The organism is Brumicola pallidula DSM 14239 = ACAM 615 (assembly GCF_000428905.1).
GTDB lineage: Bacteria > Pseudomonadota > Gammaproteobacteria > Enterobacterales > Alteromonadaceae > Glaciecola > Glaciecola pallidula.
This window is the reverse complement of the sequence record NZ_AUAV01000011.1, coordinates 166,979-187,821: the sequence shown is the minus strand read 5'-3', so window position 1 is coordinate 187,821 and position 20,843 is coordinate 166,979. Positions and strand designations below refer to the sequence as shown.

Genomic DNA, 20,843 nt, shown 5'->3' with positions numbered 1-20,843 from the left:
TTTACTACTGTCAAAAAAGGAATGCCAAGCACAAATATAGGCGTACAAAATGAAAATCGGCAATGTTTCCTCAATAAAGAGAAGTAGGCTATTGATCAGCATTTTTGTACTTCCTCAGAGCCATCAACCAATCTCGTTTCGCAATTTGTGACGATCACTTTTCCTATTGCAGTCTCGGGGTGATATTCTCCAAAAAAGTCATAGCTGCCTGTTGGTAGTGGGCCGACAAATAATGTTGCTTTCGAATTTGCAAAAATCACTTTTTCACGGTTAAGGTCAAAGCTATCAAACTCTTCTGGTGAATCATCGTGATTAATAATAATCAGCTTGATTTTTGTGTTTCGTAAGATAGTAATTACGCTAGGTTCAAAAATATGATTTTTAAGATCAATGGTAACAACTGTGGCAGCAATAGCAGTATTTATGCTGAAGTAAGCACAAAATAGGGCGACTGAGATTTGATAACTACGTTTATTAGTCATAGTAAGTTGGGCAGACCGTCATCAGCTGTAAACTTGACCTGTACTGACAAACCGCCTAGTTCTGAATCTGAAAATGTCAGATTAGCCCCGTGTGTTGCTAATATTTGAGCCACAATTGTTAAGCCTAAACCACTACCTAAAATACCTTTGTTTACGGCGTCATCACTACGATAAAAACGCTTCAATACATTTTCTCGCATAGCCACAGGAATACCCGGACCGGAATCTTCAATGGTAACAAAGGTATTGGTTGCAACTTGACTAACATCTACACGTATCAATCCATGGTCGGGGGAATACTTGATGGCGTTTGTTATTAAATTTGAAATCAGAGTTTGCATTAGAAAAGGTTTGGAAAATACAAATTGATGGTCGCCAATTAATTCAATAGTTTGTTGCTTTTGCTCAATGTGCGGGTATAGGTCACCAATAACACTTTGACATGTCTCTAATAAATCGACTTTTTCTCTGTCTTGTAGCAACAATTCAGGGTTTGTTTTACTTAGCATCAGTAGTTGATTAACCGCCTGGATCATTCTCTCTACATCTTCCTGCAATTTCGGCAGGTCAGTGTTTAAGTCACTGGGGTTATTCTGCAGGTTGTGAAGATTAATTTTCATGACACTCAATGGAGTGCGCAATTCGTGTGCGGCGTGCGATACAAATTCGCGTTCACGCTCAAAAGACGAGGCCAAACGAGCAAATAGTAAATTCAGTGTTTGAATGACCGGTTCAAGCTCGGTGCTGCGGTTATTTATATTCAATTTAGATAAGTTGTTTGACTGGCGTGTTTGTAAATCCCTCGACAACTGTTTGAGCGGCGCCAAGCTTCTTGTGGTGATCAAAAATATGAGCACGCCTAAAAAAGGCATAACCCAAATAATCGGCTTTACGGCGGCTAAAATCATTTCTTCAACAATCAAGCCTCTTAGTTTTCGTTGCTGAGCCACTAATATCCATTCATTTTCAGTGAACTCTACTGTAAATAAACGCCAACGTTTACCTGAAAAACTAACATCTGAAAAACCGTGTTGTAATTCGCCGATGGGATCCGTTGGTGCATTTTCAGTGCGAATGACGGCTTTTTTATTGACTACAATTTGGTAGGCGAATTCGACACTTTGATTTAATGTTCTCGCCGTTAATGCGGGCATAGCCTCTTTTGATATCAGAAGTTGTTCAGGTTCACCTGCCGTATTACTAGGATTAATGATGTTCCAATTAATAGCAATAGGCACCAGACCTTGAGCGACTACTTTTAATTCATCGTCGTAAGTCCTGCTTGAAATCTCTGTACTGGATCGATAACCTTGGATCGCCGCACTGAAGACAATCAGCGTGAGTGAGCAAATCAGCAGTAAAGTAAGCTGTTTACTAATACTATACATAGTTACTTTGCTTGCTTAGGCACACTGTAACCAACACCTCTAATTGTTTTAATGAATTTTTCAGGTAGTCGTTTGCGTAAATTATGAATATGCACCTCAATTGCATTACTACTGACTTCTTCACCCCATTCATACAATGTTTTCTCAAGGTGTTCTTTGCTCTGTATCCTGCCATGATTCTCCATTAAGGCTTTGAGTAACATGAACTCTCTGCGCGGCAGTTCAACTTTTCCCCCAAAGACCCCAAGCTCATGCGACGCGACATCTAAACTCACTTCATTTATATCGATTAGTGAAGACGTTGCTGTGCCTAAACGACGTTCCATCGCTCTGAGTCGGGCTAGCAGTTCTTCTATGTCGAAGGGTTTAGCAAGATAATCATCAGCACCAGCATCTAAACCGTCTATTTTATCGGTAGTTGTATCCCTTGCGGTAAGTATAATGACAGACAAGTCAGTGTATTTTTTCTTTGCTTTTTTTAGAAGCGCAATACCGTCCATGTCGGGTAGGCCTAAATCGAGGATCATCATGGAAAATTCGTTACTAGCCAACGAACCTAAGGCACTTTGGGCTGTGGGCACGTGAGTAATAGCATACCCTTTGTGTCGCAACGATTTGCTTAACTCTTCGGCAAGTCGAGTATCATCTTCAACTAATAGTAGTCTCATACGCTAAATTTATAAGTGGGATGTTTCTGATATTATAACTGAATACTTAAGTCATGCTTAAGCTTTTATAGCGGATGTTATATGCAATGACTTTTCACGCAAAAAAAAGCTGGGCAACGTACGCCCAGCTTCAAAACCTCTTAATCAACTTGCGTTGAATAAATAGGTAGGAACCTCTTAATTGGCCTGTGGTACAACGAAACCATCTAATAGAATGAGTTGCGGTGCAGCACCTTCCATATCACCATCAACTGCGAATGCCGTGTATATCTCACCAGCGGCTAGCGATAGAACGCCTGTTTCAATAGCTTCAGTTTTTGTGCCTGTGGGGGTTACAGTAACCACATAATCTCCTGCAGGTAACTGCACGTAGCCAGTCTCAGCGAGCGCACCAGTTGCATAGGGTACGTCGGAAAATGCTGGTGAAACGTCCGTAATTTCGCCGTCCGCCGTGACGTATATATCAACATTAGGTGTGGCTTGTGAAGCGTGAAAAATGCGTACTTGAGCCGCAGTTGCGATTTTTCTTGGCGTATCAATGATTAAGTCTAAATCAATTAGTGCAAGTGTATTGTTCGCTATTGCTGTGTAACGCATGCCCGCTGTTAATGTAATAGCAGCGTCATCAATCACAACGATGCTGTTGTCAGCATCAGCGGCAACGTCGATAAGGTAGTCACCAGCAGCAACTTCAATGTAGCTCGTGGCGCCTTTAAAGGGGGCTCCATCAAACAAAGTTAATGCGTTGTTCGCAATGATGTCTACCGCAGGTGCATCTGCAACAGCGTGCACAGCGCGAATTTCAGCTGGTGTGTCTTTGTCTAATATGGTTGCAGAACCAGCACCCGTAGCGACCACGAGGGACACTGGTGACGACCCCGTTACTACATTTTGTGTGGCGGAAATTAATAAGTCAGAGCCGGCTGCAAGTGCAAGCGTGCCAGAATCAAATACAACGGTTGTTGAACCTGCTGGCGTAATTCTAATTTGGTAATCGCCCGCAGGTACTTCAACCTGACCGGTAAATCCTTTATAAGCTAGAGTAGCAAGCGGTTGTTCCGCTGATAGCAATGTGTCCGGCGCTGTTACATATACATCCACTTCGGGCGCATTTGGAGCCGCATGTACAATTTGCGCTCGCACGTTTCCAGCAGTCACCGGGGTGAGTGTATTTTCAACCACTAAAGCCTCTAGTGTGCCTTGACCAACTGAACCGATTGCTAAAATAGTGTACGTTTGGCTACCGACTAAGGCAGGTGAAAATGTCAACACGTTTGCATCATCGCCCGGTAAGTTAGCTTCTACAGAAATTTCGTAAGTGTTAGGTGCAATTGCGTACCAAGCTGTGGCATCTTGATAATCAAGATCTAATTTTTGACTTATCGGTGTGCCACCTATAATAATATCGACGGTTGGGGCATCAGGAGAAGCGTGTACAACGCGCACGTTGGCGCTAGTCGCTAGTTCGACAGGTTCGACGGCCTTATCGTCATCGCTGTCTAACCAACAACCTGACAATAAAAATGCTGAACAAAAGACAGGCAGCAGTAATTTATTTTGTGATGTAATTTTCATGATAGTTCCTTAATTCATTTTTAGATATTGCGTTTTTTGAAAGCAATTTTGCTCATTACAATTATATATACTTCGAATTTTTTTGATCGGTTTAGCCCAAATTACTGTTTTTAAGTTAAACTTTTGTAATAAAACTTTTCATAAATTTTACGCGAGGTCACCATTAACTACTTTCGAACCATCAAGCCGTCCGACAAAGACTTATTTTTCTTACCTTTAGGTGGGACAGGAGAAATAGGCATGAATATGAATTTATACGGGCATAATAATAATTGGCTGATGGTTGATTGTGGCGTTACCTTCAGATCCCCCCTTGATAGGATAGATGACCAAAACCCATCTGCTAAATTGTTTGATATGATAGCACCTGATCCTGTATTTATTGAAAATAGGCAAGAGAGTTTGTGTGGCATTATTATCACTCATGCGCACGAGGATCATGTGGGCGCGTTGCCTGCGTTATGGAACAAATTCAAATGTCCTATTTACACAACAAAGTTTACTGCCGAGGTACTGCGCCGAAAACTATATATGACCGACATTGCCGAACTGGTTAAAATTATTGTTGTTGAGCCCGGCAGTAAAATTGATATAGGACCATTTACTATAACGTGGCTGTCAATAACTCACTCATTACCAGATGCGCAGGCGTTATTTATTCAAACTGCGGTTGGCTCTATTTTCCATACCGCTGATTGGAAAATAGATTTTAATCCAATAACCGACCAGCCTTTTAATGCAGCACCCTTTAAACAACTTGCTAAGTTGAAGCCAACGGCAATGGTCTGTGACTCGACTAATGCCTTGCGTCCAGGCTATTCCTTGTCAGAAGGTGATTGTGAACTGGGACTATTGCGAACGGTTCAACAGTGTCAAGGTCGAGCTATTGTTACTTGTTTTGGTAGCAATGTCGCTCGCCTGATTAGTTTGGCAAGAGTTGCTGCAAAAACTGGGCGATACATGACATTATTGGGGCGCTCACTCGAAAATATGTACAGCATTGCCCGCAGCACGGGTTATTGGCCGGATGAATTAAAAATTTCGCATCGCCGAGATATTGGTTATTTACCAAAGCACGAAGTACTCATTGTTGCCACGGGTAGTCAAGGAGAAACCAGAGCAGCATTGGGCAGACTAGCAGGTGATAGTCATCCAGATTGCGAAGTAGAATCAGGTGACACGGTGATTTTTAGCTCAATTACTATCCCCGGCAATGAAAAGGCAATTGATAAAATGGTCGAAAGCTTAAAAACGAAGGGGCTTACGGTCATACAATCAGCACAATCTAAGCACACGATACATGCATCGGGTCACCCAAATGAGCACGATTTACGCGATATGTATGAGTGGGTTTCGCCTAAGGTTGCTATTCCTGTGCATGGCGAACCCCAACATTTGCAAGCAAATGCGTTGATAGCGCAAAAGCAAGGTGTTCAAAAGCAACTTGTCGGATTAAATGGCGATCTATTCCAATTAGCACCGTCTATTAAAATAATTAAGAATGCGGTTAAAGTGGGCCGAATCGACATAACTGAAGTGAATAAATCAATTAAATCTTAATGCTGCATTATGCTTATAGTGCTCGTTAGCTGTAATCTATGTGTTAAGTTGTGCCAGTACGCGGTTACCTATGCACTAATCAAAATGGAGTAAAGCCATCATGAGCGTCGACACGTGCACCTATTTAGCCAACGTCAATAATCGCCTCGCAAAGCCATTAAATAACGACCTTATTGTGGCTGAGCTAGTAGGCATTTTATGTGCAAAAAATGTTAAAGCCGATCCGAAAAAGAACGCACATTTCCGAAAAGGGTGGCGCTCCGGTGGCGGCAGCGCCTTGGCTGTTATATTTCCAGAAACACTATTGCAGTTGTGGCAAAGTCTGCAAGTGTGCGTTAAAGCAAACACTATTATTGTCATGCAAGCGGCCAATACCGGATTAACTGAAGGGTCGACACCGAGCGGCAGCGACTACGATCGCCCTGTTATTGTAATTAACACTTTAGCTATTGATAAGCTCTTTATGATCAATGCGGGTGAACAAGTTGTTAGTCTTCCGGGGGCCACCCTGCATCAGCTAGAAAAACAGCTAGGTAGCATAGGTCGCGCTCCTCATTCGATTATAGGATCGTCTTGTTTAGGTGCCTCTATTGTCGGAGGTGTAGCGAATAATTCAGGCGGGGCGTTAGTGAAACGTGGACCCGCCTTTACTGAACTTTCACTGTACGCGCAAGTCGATGAACAGGGTGAACTGATACTAGTTAACCACTTAGGAATTGAACTCGGCGATTCTCCAGAAGCGATATTGACAAATTTGCAACTCGGAGAGTTTGCAACTGATCCGGTTGCTCAAAGTCGTAAAATGGCATCCGATAAGGAATATATCGAGCGCATCAGAGATGTCGACGCTGACACACCTAGTCGCTTTAATGCGGATAAGCGAAGACTATACGAGTCAAGCGGTTGCGCTGGAAAGTTGGCCGTGTTTGCGGTTCGTTTAGATACTTATCCAGTTGCTGAACGTGAGCAAACGTTTTATATAGGCACAAATAATACCAAGGAATTAGCCCAACTCAGAAAATTAATGTTATCACGCTTGAGCAACCTGCCCGAAGTAGGAGAATACATGCATCGAGATACTTTTGATATTTCACAAAAATATGGCAAAGATACCTTTTTAAGTGTTCTGCATTTCGGAACCGATCAATTACCTCGTTTATTTTCTATCAAAGGACGTATTGATGCTGCGCTAAACAAAGTGAGCTGGTTGCCAAAAGCATTAACAGACAAATTTATGCAAGCTTTTAGCCGTCTTTTCCCTGAGCATATTCCGCTGCGTTTACTTCAGTATCGTAAAGATTATGAACATCACCTTATTCTCAAAATGAGTAATGAAGGGATCACAGAAGCACACAGTTTCTTGTCAGAATTTTTCAGTGAATCGACAACAGGTAGCTTCATGGTATGTGATGAGAATGAAGCAAAACGCGCGTATTTGCATCGTTTTGCCGCAGCAGGAGCAGCGCTGCGATATCATACTTTGTTTGAAAAGACCGTTGGCGATATTTTAGCGCTGGATATTGCTTTGCCGAGAAACGAGATTGACTGGCTTGAAAAATTACCCGAGGAGTTAGAGGATCAGATTGATAAGAAACTTTATTACGGTCACTTTTTTTGCTATGTATTTCATCAAGATTACATTCTGAAAAAAGGAGTCGATGCGCAAAAAGTAAAGGCACAAATGTTAGCTCTTTTAAATAGCCGAGGCGCCAAATATCCAGCAGAACATAATGTCGGACATTTATACGCAGCAGAGCCCGATTTAAAAGCCTTTTATGAAACGCTTGATCCAACAAATACCTTCAATCCAGGGGTAGGTAAAATGGACAAAACTCAACGTAACTGCGCCTGCAGCTTGTAGGCAGCAGGATACAACTGATATGTTAATTTTGATATATGACTAAAATGTTGAATATGGATACTGTGGCTGAAGACATCAAAACAAGACAGTAAGCAGATTACTTCAGCAAGACCGATTGCCATTTTTTAAAAGGCGTTTGTTTTTCCAAACCCGTCAGACACAGACAATGTTTTAAATTGTTACAAAAATACTGGTCATACATACTCTCTTCACAAATAGAAAATGCCCAATCCACTGCAAAGAATTGATTTTGTTATACTAAGCTTTTTTTTACATCGGCAATCATGTTTGTAACAAAACAACTATTCGTAAAAAATTGATAACAACGAATGTAAAAATCGGTTGTATATTATTAGTAATCGCGCATTATTATAATAATGTGAATTACTTGTAAACGACAGGAAGGATTATGCCAACAGATACTGCCAATTTGATTCCTCAAGAAAGTGTGGTTTCACCCTTAACAATGCTCTATAAATGGGAAAAAGAACAGCCCGATATTCTCTATATGACTCAGCCAATAGGTGACACTGAACTCACTTTTACTTGGCATGAGACGGCGCAAGAAGTACGTAAAGTTGCTGCCGCTTTGTTGGCAAAAAATTATCCAAAGGGTAGTCGTATCGCCGTATTGTCTAAAAATTGTGCGCACTGGATGATTGTTGACCTAGGAATTATGATGGCTGGGCACATTTCTGTGCCAATTTTTGCCACCGCAGGACAAGAAACCATCAGTTATGTACTCGAACATGCCGGTTGCTCGCTTATTTTTGTTGGTAAATTAGATAATACCGAAGCACAAGAAATCGCTGTGCCTGCGAGTATCGAAAAAATAGGCTTCCCGTATCCTGGAGCCGTTGGTGCATCATGGGAACAGTTTACTGACATAGAGCCGTTAAGTGAAAGTCCGCTTCCGGACATGAACGAAATTATGACGGTCATATATACCTCTGGTAGTACCGGGCAGCCAAAAGGCGTTGTGCATACTTACCAAACTATTTGTTGGGCTGCGTGCAACTCATTAAGTGCGCTATCGGTAAATGAAGACGACCGAATTGTGAGTTATCTGCCCCTTGCTCATATCACTGAACGAGTATTAGTCGAGCTAGCGAGTTTTTACTCTCGTATGCAAATACGCTTCGTCGAGTCTTTGGCCACATTTACCAGAGATGTGAAAGCATGTCAGCCCACATTGTTTATTTCTGTGCCACGTTTGTGGACGAAATTTCAATTGGGTGTATTGGCCAAATTACCACAAAAAAAGTTGAGCTTCTTACTCAGTATTCCTTTTGTAGGCAAAAAAATTGCCAAAAAGATCCGCAACGAAATGGGCTTCGGTTCAGCTAGATTGTGGGCTTCGGGGTCTGCTCCCCTCGCACCTGCAACTATTGAGTGGTTTCATACTATCGGTGTAGATATTTGTGAAGGCTGGGGCATGACTGAGAATAGTGCTTATGGCACGGGAAGCGTTCCCTTCAAAGCGGATAAAATAGGGTGTATCGGAAAAGCTTACGACGGTGTTGAACTAAGAATTGCCGAGGATGGAGAAATCCAAGTAAGCTCGCCATGCAACATGGTTGGCTACTATAAAGAACCAGAAAAGACAGCCGGCGTGTTTACAAACGACGGTTTTTTGCGTACCGGTGACAAAGGCGTTATTGACGCTGAAGGTTATGTAAAAATCACTGGTCGATTAAAAGACATTTTTAAGACAGAAAAGGGTAAGTATGTTGCGCCTGCGCCAATTGAAGCAAAGTTAATGGAAAATCCGATTGTTGAACAAGTGTGTGTCACTGGTACTAACCTACCTCAACCGATTGCACTACTAGTACTGTCTGAACAGGCGAGAGAGCATAATAAGATCGGTATTGTCGAAAGCTTGCGAGAGACGCTTACGAAGGTCAATAATAGTCTTGAAAGTCACCAAAAATTAGACCGAATTGTTATATTTAACGAAGAATGGTCTATTGAAAATGATTTGTTAACGCCAACGCTAAAAGTGAAGCGGCATGTAATAGAAGACAAATTCAAGTCTATAATTTTAGCAAATCATAAAGAAGATATCGTTTGGAACGACTAATTTTGTAGACCGTATTTAAACGAAGGTAGCGAAAGCTACCTTTTTTTTACATTAAATTTATAATTAAGTATCTAATATAATACATAAAAATCTACTTTTGCTCCGTACAATTCACCGGCTTGAACAAAGAATGGAAACATACATGATAAAAAAAACAGGTTTGTTAATGGGTCTTCTGTTTCTAGGCAATTCTTTTGCTGCAAGTGCGGCGATGTCAGTTGTTGTAAATAAGAAAAACACTGCTGAAATTGACGAAAAGGTAGTACAGAGAATATTTTTAGGAAAAGAAAAAAAGTTCAGTAACGGTGACATTGCAGTTCCGATTAACTTAGCGACTAACAATGTGGGTCGCGGTGTTTTTGACGAGCAAATTTTGGGTAGAAGTTCTAGCCAAGTATCTGCTTACTGGTCAAAACTGGTATTCACTGGAAAAGGCGTACCGCCTAAAGAAGTTGAAAATGAAGCCGATGTATTGGCTGCAGTTGAAGCTGATATCAATGCTATTGGCTATATAGATAGCACGTCGGTTACAGCTGCAGTTAAGGTAGTTATTAGTAAATAAGTGAATCAAACGTTATTAATCATAGTTAAGTTATTAAATACAACCCTTTAAACACACCCTTTAAATACGGCCCTTAAATACGGCCTTTAAATACGGCCTTTAAAAAAGCTGTCAAATAGGAAAATCAACGATGTTGAAGAAAATGCTCTTAACGGCAACCTTGTTATGTGCAACAAGCTCTGTGCTTGCAGAGCTTGTGGTAGTTGTAAATCCTGCTAACGCGAATGCGCTGGACTCAAAAACTGTGCAACGTATATTTTTAGGTAAAGACAAGAAATTTGCTGATGGCAACGAAACTATTGCTGTCAATCAAGCTGCCGCAACGGAAATAAGACAAAATTTTGACCAAGAGGTTCTTGGTAGAAGCTCAAGCCAAGTATCAGCATATTGGTCGAAGCTGGTTTTTACAGGTAAAGGCATTCCGCCGAAAGAAGTAGCCACTGACGCTGAAGTGATTGATTTAGTATCAAGAAATCCTAGTGTGATCGGTTATATCAATAAAGCATCAGTGACCGATGCTGTCAAAATCGTCGAAATGTAAGGAGATGAATATGATTAAATTAAACAAGAATTTATCCGTAATTGCGGTTGCAGTATTAGCTACTTTTCAGGCCCAAGCTGATATACGCATTAATGGATTCGCAAATTTGACTGGTGGTATCACCAGTAGCGAAGATAGTTTGTACGATTATGACGACAATATCGGCTTTGCTTCTCAGAGTTTGTTTGCTATTCAGGTAAGTGGCGATATAAACGACAAAATGACGGCAACGGGGCAATTGGTCGCTCGCGGAAGTAATGATTATTCTGCAGACTTTGAATGGGCATACATTACCTATCAAACTTCTGATAATACGAGTGTTTCTGCTGGACGTTTAAGGATGCCATTATTTAAATATTCAGCATCTTTGGATGTCGGATATTCTTACCATTGGGTCGTAGCTCCGCAGTCAGTTTACGGAGTTCCTTTCAATAACATTGATGGCGTCAGGTTTGACTATTCTGGTTATACTGGTGATCTAGAATATAGCTTTCAGTTTACGACGGGTAACATCGACAGCGAGTTTACTCTTGCGGGCGCTAGTGCTGCTTTAGTCATCGATAACGTGGTTGCTATTACTGGTGACTTTGCTTATAAAAACTGGAAATTTAGAGGGGTTTACGCAACAGGTAAAGTGAACTTTGATATCCCTGATTTAGAGCCAGCATTTACACAACTATCGCAACTGTCGGCTAGTTTGAGTGATAAATTACAAGCCAGCGACGACAGTGGTATTTTCTATGGTGGCAGCATTGAATATGATGTCTTTGATTGGTTTGTCGCCGCCGAATATACCGGTGTAGAAATATCAGACTCATTTTATCCTGATGAAGTGAATTATTATGTAACTGCGGGTATTCGAACAGGTAAATGGACGCCTTTTATTACCTATGAAAAGTCGGACCTAAATAATGGGCCTAAATTTTTATCTGAGATCAGCGGCTTTCCAGCGGCTTTCCAGCCGGGTGTTACTCAGCTAGTGGTTGCTATACAACAACCCGCTGTGGCAGAAGATAACACTATTTCTGTTGGTGTTAGATATGACTTAGATACCAATGTTGCTTTAAAAGCAGATATTGTAAAAAGAACCAACGATATTAATGATAAAGAAGATTCACTACTTCGATTCGCCGTTAACTACGTTTTTTAAGGTGTTACGTAGCTAGCGGATTTTCGAACTCGTTATGCTTGGTCGCGCAATGGCTACTTACGATGTGAGTAGCCATTTTTATTTCTGCAGACCAAAAGACTTAACTTGGATATCTTTTTTCTAGTTGCTGATAAATACGATCTGCATAGTTACTTAACTTACTGTCTGTTTCTTCTAACACTTCCACTAAATGTTCATTATCTTCTTTACCGTGCCAAATTTTAATATATGTGCCTTCTTTATATCCATGGTCCTGCCTAAAGAAGTTTAAAATATTTTTACCAACATATTGTGAAAACAAGGCACTTGAATCCATTTCAGCTTGTTCCACAATTTTTAGAAACAATGCCACGTCAAAACGTTTAGCAACGCACAAGCCCGCCATGAGTTCTAAATTTTCAACCAGCGTCGCTTGGCTAAAATTAATCTTGTTACCATCAAATATGACGTCTGTGTGTGATCCTAAAAGTGCTTTTTCAATGGCGTTTGCTGTCGAGCTGATGTCACCCTCATGCTGAATAATTAAGTGAGACAAGGCGAAGTGCCATATATCCACTAACTCCATTTGTACTTGTGGAAGATCTAATTTTTGTGCCTTCCACCATTTCCAGCCGTGATGCTCAATAGCTTCTACTGATTCGATCATCGCGGCTCTTAGATAGCTATAGCCGGCTGTTAACCATTGCGGATTGACCTTTTTGTTCATGCCATCTTGGAGGTTTAGCATGGTGTTAAGTTGAGTACTTGTTAACATCAATCTTCCTTTCAATTTTAGTTAAGTTGACAACCCAATGTTGGGGCGGCAGATTTATAGGGCGATATTGTAGCTGTTTCATGCCGACTTTAATACTGCATCTGAATAGTACACAAACAGTACACAAACAGTACACAAACAGTACACAAACAGTACACAAACAGTGCACAAACACAGCACTAATACAGTGCATAAAACAATATTTATGCACTTTAAGGCATCATTAAGGTAATGATTATAAGATGTAATTATTTTATGTTTATGATTTTATTAAATAAAATAAATTGGCAACGATTTTGCATGTACTTGTGTGTTGTGTGTGTTCATTTAACATCCTTTGCATTATTTGTGTGGTGCGTTGGCATGGAACACCTTTTGCTCGGTAGACATAGTCCTTTGTCCACCGAGCTTTTTCTGCGTTTTTGATAGCGATATTTATCACATCCTAGTGTTAAGAATTGCTTATTCATGTCATAGTATAAGCACCTTCTGTTGAACAATAATAAGAACAATTAGCCTTGCTAACACTCTATCCTTCAAACAAATTAGAGCATTTAAGTTATTTGCTGCAGGCCGTTATGAGCAATAGCGAACAAGCTATTTTGCAAGCTAAAACAGTGTTAGTCGAAAGCACGGGTATGCAGCATTGGCTCAATTTACAGTTGGCTGAGCACGCGGGTATTGCAATGAATATCAACTACCCGATGCCAACGCGTTTTGTGTGGCAACTTTGTCGCGACATTCTTGGTCATGACAAAGTGCCAATGCAATCTACATATAAGCGCGAGGTTATGCTGTGGCGTATTGAAAGGTTACTGAGTTCAGATGCATTTAAGCAGCAAAATTTTGAAGCGTCACTGATTGACTATTGGCAACAAGAAAGCAGCACAACAGCAGAGTATAAGCGAGTCAATATCAGTCGATTGATTGCCGACACACTCGAGCAATATCTCATGTTTAGGCCGAATTGGCTGCTTGCATGGGAAAAGGGGGAGTCAGTATTAACATCTTCCCAATCCAAAGGTCGCAGTAGTCAAGAAGGTGTTAGTTGGCAACAGCAAAATACAGTTGCCCTGAAACACGAAGCTTGGCAGCGCTGGATTTGGCGCGAACTGGCAAAAGAAGAGCCAAATCACCCTGTTAGACTTCAGCTATTAGCGTTAGAACAACTAGACAAGAAAAGCCATCTGTTGCCCAGCGAAGTTTATTTTTTCGCGATAAACACAATGGCACCGCAAACGCTCGCATTTTTTAATCAAATAGCGCAGTACACCCAAATTCACTTCTTTCACTTGAACCCGTGCGTAGATTACTGGGGCGATGCAGTATCAGACAGAACGTTGGCAAAGCAACTGCAACAAGGCAAAATTGATGCTTGGGTTGAACAACAAGCGATTAACCCATTGTTGAGAAACTTGGGACAGCAAGGTAAAGATCTATTTAATTTACTATCGCAATCTTCGCACTATGAAATAAGTGCATTTGATGCGGATTATCCACAGCAACATTCAACGCCGACCTTATTACATAAAATTCAACGCGATATTTTACAAGGCGAGGCTGCTGAAATGTCTCAATCGGTGGACGTAACAACGTCGTTCAAGGCCTTGCCGGATCATTCTTTGGTCGTGCGTTCATGTCACAGCGCACTGCGAGAAGTGCAAGTGTTGCATAATTATTTGTTACAGCAGTTTAGTAAAGACGATAACCTTAGCCCGCGCGATGTGATCGTTATGTGTCCCGCAATTGAAAACTATTCACCTTATATCGAGGCGGTATTTGGTAAAAGTATCACTGAGCTTAATAACGTTGATAAACAACGTATTCCGTGTTCGATTGCTGATCGCAATCCATTGGATGCAGATCCATTGGTTGCTGCGTTTATGCAGTTGATGTCGTTGCCTGATAGCCGCTTTAGTGTGACTGAGTTTTTGAGCTTTGTGCATCTTCCAGCGGTGATGCAAAAATATGATATCAACACATCAGAACTCGATCTTTTTGCTTATTGGGTGCAACAGTCGAACATTCATTGGGGCTTGGATGCTGAGCATAAATCGTCCATATTGGGCATTGATAAAGCCAATGACGTATTTACTTGGCACTGGGGAATGAGTCGATTGTTAGAGGGGTTTAGCCATGCAGACACTGACCTCTTAATTGATGATAAATTATTAGCTTTAAATGAAGTTGAGGGGCAGTTGGGCGTCACCTTTGGTAAATTGCTGCATTTACTGGAGAAGTTGGCTAGCTATGGTGATTCCATTAAACGTTCGCGTACTATGGATGAATGGAAAGTGTTTCTCTTTGCGATGAGAGATAATTTATTTGATGCCAGCACTGTCGAGCAATACGCTTCGCAAACCATTACAACAACATTGGGTCAATTTTTTGAACACTACCAAATGTCATTTTTTGATAACCTAGAGGTCTCTGCAACTGTCGATATAGAGACAGATAATGTTGCCCCGCCAGATAGAAAGTGGAGTTACCAAACACTTCGTCAAGCCCTGCAAAACGCATTTACCTCGCCGGATAGTCAAAATCAGTTCATGACCGGGCAAGTGACTTTTTGTTCGATGATGCCAATGCGCAGTATACCGTTTAAAATTATTGCGGTTTTAGGTTTGAACGATGGTGAATTCCCTCGGCAATCGACCTTTGTCGATATGGATTTGGTTAATCATTTAGGGCGTCAAATTGGTGATAGATCACGCAGAGGCGACGACAGATATTTGTTTTTAGAAGCCATCTTGTCAGCGCGCAACGCTTTATATCTTAGCTACCAAGGCAAAGGGATACGAGATAACAAAAACAGAGAGCCCAGTTTGGTATTAAGTGAATTTTTAGTTTACTTAAAAAAATACCATCAATTTGATCAAGTCAGCCAGCAGCCGTTGCATCCGTTCAGTATTAATGGTTTTTTGTCACAACAAAGTAGCAGTCAACATTTGTCACAACAAGCACAACAAGCACAACAAGCACAACAAGCACAACAAAACTTTGATAAGGGTTGGTATAGATTGATGGCCAGCTTGCATTCAGCAGATAATGCGCTGCCGGCGATCGTGCATGCTTTACCTGCTGATCCAGTCCAGCAGGTAAAGCATGATCAAGACGTGTCAACAATACAGGCAACTATGGATGAGCCTGACCAAGGGGAGTTGATTGTAAGTAAAAGCCCTCTATTAGCCGCCAAACTATACTCCAAACTAGCCGTCAAACAAAAAGTGAGACTGGCTGATTTGGTGAGATTTTTCAAAAAGCCTGTCGAGTTTTTTGCAAATAATAGCCAAGGCCTTTGGCTGGATGATATTGAATCAAGATTATCTGATACTGAACCCTTCATTGAAAATGGACTGGATGTTTATTTAATGAAGTCTGATTATATTGACTGTTTGCTGGAATGCGAGAAATTTGGTTTCCCACAGGAACAAAAACAAGACGTTTTGAATACAATGAAAACCAGCTTGATGTTATCAGGCAAGTTTCCTGATTATCCTAATTCGGAGGTACTCATTGATGAAAACGCCGAGCACAGCCAAAAACTGGTTAAGGAGTTGTCTAAGTATGTATCAGAGGAAGTACTCAGTGGGCAATTGAGTATTTCAAATGCGTTGATTGATTTCCATTTTGATTTATCAAATTTGGGCGGTGCAGTCGACTATAGCCTAACTGGTAATAGTACTCGCCATCTTATCGGTACATGGATCAAGCATCTTATTGTGTGCGCATTTGCTCAGCCGATTAGTTCATCTAGCAACAAATTGGCTAACCAAATCGACGTTGCTGGGCTCAACTTAAGCAGTTATACAATTTGTATTATCAAAAACCCACAGTCGAAAGTAGTGTCAATAAAAACAGAACAATTTACCTTTATCGAACAAGAGGAGGCAAGCGCATATTTGTCTACTTTGCTAGATGTTTTTAATCGTGGCAATGCAAGTCCTCTGCTCATTTCGCCTGACCTTGCGGACAAATTAATGTCAGGTATAAAATCAGATCCTGATTTTATACCTGACACTGCAGGCACTGACAATTATTACCAACACCCTGAAATCGCAAATAGATGGTCAACGTTTTTCGATGCAGGCAATTTTCCTTCACAGTTTGTGATTGATAAATATTTTACGCATTATTTTCCTCATTATGTTGAAAAAGATAAACAAACTATACGCGACCTGTTATCTATCTATCAGCCTTTAAAAAAACACATGGTCACTAGAAGTGCCAAAAAGGCGAGGACATAATTTATGTTGCAACTTGATCCTCTTAACCTTGAATTACACAGTCGCCATTTAATAGAAGCGAGTGCAGGGACAGGTAAAACCTTTAATATCACGCGTCTGTATGCTCGGTTAATCCTTGAAAAAAGGTTGTCAGTGCAAGAAATCTTAGTGATGACATATACGCGAGCAGCCACTGAGGAAATAAAGGGCCGAGTCGCCGCATTTTTGCTGGAAATACACGATGAATGGTATGCCGACAAGCAATCTGATTTCACACAAACGCTAATCAGTAGAGTGGGCCTTGAAGAGGGGGATGCTTTGCTAACGGCAGCACTTTTATCACTCGATGAAGCCTCTATTTTTACTATACATGGTTTTTGTCAACGTGTATTGAAGCAATTTGCGGTCTCACTAAAAGCCGATTTAGAATTGGAGTTAGTCACCGATTCAACAGAACTACTGTTGCAAGGTGTGCAAGACTATTTAAGAGTAGCGACCAAAAATAAAGCCAGTTTTGCGTTGTTATCAGCAAAGAATTGGCACATCCCTGATAATTTCTTTAACGAATTCAGGTCAGCAATTTCTTCAGATCTAGCATTGACTCAGGTGACAATGGCTCAAGTGCAGACAGATGAAAATGCAAACTTAGCACGTCAACTGCATGAGCAAGTTGATTTTATTAAACAGTTGTTTAAGCACTTACAACAAAACCAAACTGTGCTTTTTGAGGCAGCCGTTGTCGGCCATAAGGATGAATGCAAACGCACACAAGAGTGGCATTTGATCATGGCTTGGTTTGAAACGTTATTAACTTACATAGCCCTCAATGAGAGCGCGGATATTACTGCAACTATAACAAAACAATCATCGCAACAAGGTGCTGGCTGTTTAGAGAATGAGAATGCAGAGGATGAAAGTGTCGGAGATGATAGAGTCGAGGATGAGAGCGTTCAGGATGAGAGCGTTGAGGATGAGAGCGTTGAGGATGAGAGCGTTGAGGATGAGAGTGTCGATTTACTGCAAGTGTTAACTATGCCGCCAGAAATGGGCGATTTTATTAATGGCAATCGCTTTCGATCCTCACCTGAGGCTAAAGCCATGTTGGAGCCACTAAAAGCACTTCGATCTGAGATTAAAAGGTGGCTTGAACAAAGCACCAAGCAATTAGAAAGAAATGCGCAATTGACGGCAGTGCTTGGGGTTGTGAAAGAGGGAGTTTACGCTATTCGTGAACGGGTTGAGATGGCAAAGAAGAAGGCACATGTTGTGTTATTTGACGATCTCATTAGTGTGTTTTCAAATGCCCTACAAAGTCAGGATGTAAATTTACTTGATTCAATCCGACGTCAATTTCCAGTTGCATTAGTGGATGAATTTCAAGATACGGATCGCCATCAGTACCAGATACTTGACAAACTTTATCCGAAGGCAGACAAAAATAGTTTGTTATTGATGATAGGTGATCCCAAACAGGCTATTTATGGTTTTAGAGGCGGTGATATTTTTGTTTATCTTGCTGCCAAGCAAGACGCTGATCATGTTTGGTTGATGGACACCAACTGGCGTTCTAGTGCACAAATGGTAACGGGTTATAATCGATTATTTTACGGACATTCATTGCTACAAGAACAATCACGACCGGTGTTTGGTTTTGACATTGACTATGAAGTTATAAAATCCACGCCATTCTCAAAAGCGGCCAGTTCACCTCTGTTTGACCCTTTAGCTTCAAGAACAGCAATGACCTATATGTTATCTTCGGACGGCGCTGAAACCTCAATTGGTAACAACAATACAAAGAGGAAAAAGGTTGAGTTAGAACAACAAGTATTAGACTGGAGCTCACTTGAAATAATGCGCTTACTCGGTGACGCTAAAATTGGTGATAACAAGGTTGTGCCAGCCGATATTGCGGTATTAGTTAAAGACAGGATAGAGGCAACACTGGTTAAAAATAGCTTGGATGCGGTTGGCTTAAAGTCGGTTTATTTAAGTGATAAAACGCCACTGTTTTCAAGCCCTCAAGCGACGGAGTTGTATCGAGTATTGGATGCGATTTTACACAGTACAAACAGATCAACTTTAGTTGCGGGCGCGAATAGCTCGTTGTTAAGTGGAGTTATTGCTAACCATATGTCACCGAAGGATCAGCAAAAAACATTGCTTGAGTTACACAGCGACTTAATGCATCCCGAATGGGAAAAACTGGTCGTTAGTTGCTTTGAATTTAAAGCAAAGTGGGCACAACTTGGTATTTTTAGTCTTTTGCTGACACTAATAAAAGAAAACTATGAACCACAAACCTCACCAGAGCGAAGTTTAACAAACATGATGCATTTGGCTGAGGCGATGGCAAAAAATGCTGTTCTCAATAAGCTGCCCGAACAACAACTGGCTTGGTTGAGCCACCAAATATTTGATCACGTTGCCGATGAAGAGGTGCAATTACGTCTTGAGAGTGATGCCAATTTAATAAAAATTGTGACTCAACATGGTTCAAAGGGATTGGAGTATCCTATTGTGTTCGTTCCTTTTGGCAATAAATATAAAGATCCACGTAGAAGAAAAACAAGCACCATTCAACATTTTAAATACCAAGATATGCAAAGCGCACAATCGATTTATCAATTAGGTGCAACGCACGCGAGCTTGAATGAATATGCTAAGCAAGAGCATGCCGAAAAAATGCGCTTAATGTATGTCGCGGTGACTCGAGCAGAGTATCGCTGTTACTTGGGGGTAGTAAACGACATCAGTAATAGTGAGTCAGCGCTAAATTCAGCCTTGGGCATTCCAAATGAAAGCCTGAACGATTGTAAATCTGAAGACCCTGCTCATTCAAAGATAATGAATTGGCTGACTACGCATGTGTTTGAAACCAACGATGCAGCATCTGTGAATGGCGCTTTGCACAGCAACAGCAGTGCCGTGAATGTTGATATACCCCCCGTCATGTCAAGTGCTTATCAAGCCGATGATGAAATTATAGTGCCTGCTTTTGTGGACGCAAAATTAGCTAAACGGTCGGCATGGATAATCAGCTCATTTTCAAATTTGTCGCGCTTTCACAAAAGCGATAATAACAGTTATTATGATGTGGCATCGCCGAATCAAATTTCCTTGCATGCAATTGAAACAGCAAGCGAACATAAGATTGTTAGCATTGAGACGAGAACAGATGAGCTGCTAGATCAGGCCTCAGCGCAAACATCACAGAATATCAGTGAAAATTCGTTGGTCATAAGGTATCAAATCGAAAAAGGTGCGGATACCGGAAACCTGTTGCATGATATTTTAGAGCAAGTTGATTTTCATTCACCCGATTGGGAAAGTGCGTCAATTGTCGCATTGTCAAAGTATAAGGTCTTGCAAGAAAAAGAGCTTGTGGCACTTTTTGAGTGGCTAGATAGCTGTCTAAAGACGCCGCTTATTAATGACTTCTGTTTGGCAGACTTAACCGTTAAGCATACGTTACGAGAAGCCGAATTTTATTTCCCAATGCCGCATTTAAAAGTGAGGCACGTGGCAAAAGTACTGCAACAATACCGCCAGCACTTACGGAAAAGTAGAGGCTTGTCTGCGCTAAGTATATCAATGGCTGATATTCCTGAGCTCAGCGGGATGATGCATGGGTTTATTGACCTCATATTTGAGCATGACGGTAAGTACTATGTTGCCGATTATAAGTCGACTCATATGGGGGATTCGCCAAGGCACTACAGCACCGAGAAACTGCATGAAAACAATCAACAGCATTTGTATGACTTACAATACTTACTGTACTCATTGGCTCTGCACAAGTATTTAAAGCAGCAGCTTGGCGACTATTCTTTCGAAACCCATTTTGGCGGGGTTTTCTATTTATATCTGCGTGGTATGTCGCCCGACAGTCAATTCGACGGCGGATCTAGCGGAGTGTTTTTTGATAAAGTAGATAAGCAGTATATCGACTTGCTCGAAAACCTGTTTAAGCCAACTAAAGAAGAGGCTTAAAAG

At 41.1% G+C, this 20,843-nt stretch carries 13 protein-coding genes; 8 read left to right on the top strand and 5 right to left on the bottom strand.

Going from position 1 to position 20,843, the window contains the following annotated elements; all coding sequences use genetic code 11:
- Positions 1-95 precede the first annotated feature (95 nt).
- The 4 genes from G399_RS0103575 to G399_RS0103560 form a co-directional block, all read right to left on the bottom strand.
- The gene (locus G399_RS0103575; protein ID WP_006012238.1) at positions 96-482 is read right to left on the bottom strand and encodes a cupredoxin domain-containing protein; all 387 of its coding nucleotides are present in this window, start codon (positions 480-482) and stop codon (positions 96-98) included.
- Positions 479-1,870, bottom strand: a complete 1,392-nt coding sequence (locus G399_RS0103570) for an ATP-binding protein (protein WP_006012241.1) — start codon at positions 1,868-1,870, stop codon at positions 479-481. Before G399_RS0103570 ends, G399_RS0103575 begins: the two co-directional genes overlap by 4 nt.
- Before the next feature lie 2 nt (positions 1,871-1,872).
- Positions 1,873-2,538: a response regulator gene (locus G399_RS0103565; RefSeq protein ID WP_006012244.1), complete on the bottom strand. Its 666-nt coding sequence runs from the start codon at positions 2,536-2,538 to the stop codon at positions 1,873-1,875.
- A 177-nt stretch (positions 2,539-2,715) separates the two neighbouring features.
- Positions 2,716-4,113 carry a DUF4397 domain-containing protein gene (locus G399_RS0103560; protein ID WP_006012246.1) on the bottom strand — a complete coding sequence of 466 codons (1,398 nt, stop codon included), beginning with the start codon at positions 4,111-4,113 and terminating at the stop codon, positions 2,716-2,718.
- Between the two features lie 240 nt (positions 4,114-4,353).
- Here G399_RS0103560 and G399_RS0103555 point away from each other — a divergent pair, with 240 nt between their 5' ends.
- The 6 genes from G399_RS0103555 to G399_RS0103530 all read left to right on the top strand — a co-directional run bounded on the left by G399_RS0103555 (position 4,354) and on the right by G399_RS0103530 (position 11,867).
- Positions 4,354-5,673, top strand: a complete 1,320-nt coding sequence (locus tag G399_RS0103555; protein WP_006012248.1) for a ribonuclease J — start codon at positions 4,354-4,356, stop codon at positions 5,671-5,673.
- A 100-nt stretch (positions 5,674-5,773) separates the two neighbouring features.
- Positions 5,774-7,534 carry a D-lactate dehydrogenase gene (gene dld, locus G399_RS0103550; RefSeq protein ID WP_006012251.1) on the top strand — a complete coding sequence of 587 codons (1,761 nt, stop codon included), beginning with the start codon at positions 5,774-5,776 and terminating at the stop codon, positions 7,532-7,534.
- Positions 7,535-7,943: 409 nt separating this feature from the next.
- Positions 7,944-9,614, top strand: a complete 1,671-nt coding sequence (locus G399_RS0103545; protein WP_006012254.1) for an AMP-binding protein — start codon at positions 7,944-7,946, stop codon at positions 9,612-9,614.
- Between the two features lie 142 nt (positions 9,615-9,756).
- Positions 9,757-10,176, top strand: coding sequence for a type 2 periplasmic-binding domain-containing protein (locus tag G399_RS0103540; RefSeq protein ID WP_006012256.1), 420 nt, complete (start codon positions 9,757-9,759; stop codon positions 10,174-10,176).
- A gap of 130 nt (positions 10,177-10,306) precedes the next feature.
- A complete protein-coding gene (locus tag G399_RS0103535) occupies positions 10,307-10,717 on the top strand; it encodes a type 2 periplasmic-binding domain-containing protein (protein ID WP_006012259.1) in 411 nt (136 codons plus the stop codon).
- A 10-nt stretch (positions 10,718-10,727) separates the two neighbouring features.
- On the top strand, positions 10,728-11,867 hold the full coding sequence (locus G399_RS0103530) for a hypothetical protein (protein ID WP_006012262.1): 1,140 nt from the start codon (positions 10,728-10,730) through the stop codon (positions 11,865-11,867).
- 100 nt (positions 11,868-11,967) lie between these two features.
- On the opposite strand, the gene G399_RS0103525 is transcribed toward G399_RS0103530, so the two are convergent.
- Positions 11,968-12,621, bottom strand: a complete 654-nt coding sequence (locus G399_RS0103525; RefSeq protein WP_006012266.1) for a dUTP diphosphatase — start codon at positions 12,619-12,621, stop codon at positions 11,968-11,970.
- Positions 12,622-13,139: 518 nt separating this feature from the next.
- Here G399_RS0103525 and recC point away from each other — a divergent pair.
- Together recC and G399_RS0103515 are read left to right on the top strand one after the other, a co-directional pair.
- Positions 13,140-16,868 carry an exodeoxyribonuclease V subunit gamma gene (gene recC, locus G399_RS0103520; RefSeq protein ID WP_006012269.1) on the top strand — a complete coding sequence of 1,243 codons (3,729 nt, stop codon included), beginning with the start codon at positions 13,140-13,142 and terminating at the stop codon, positions 16,866-16,868.
- Between the two features lie 3 nt (positions 16,869-16,871).
- Positions 16,872-20,840, top strand: coding sequence for a UvrD-helicase domain-containing protein (locus tag G399_RS0103515; RefSeq protein ID WP_006012272.1), 3,969 nt, complete (start codon positions 16,872-16,874; stop codon positions 20,838-20,840).
- The last annotated feature ends 3 nt before the right edge of the window (positions 20,841-20,843 follow it).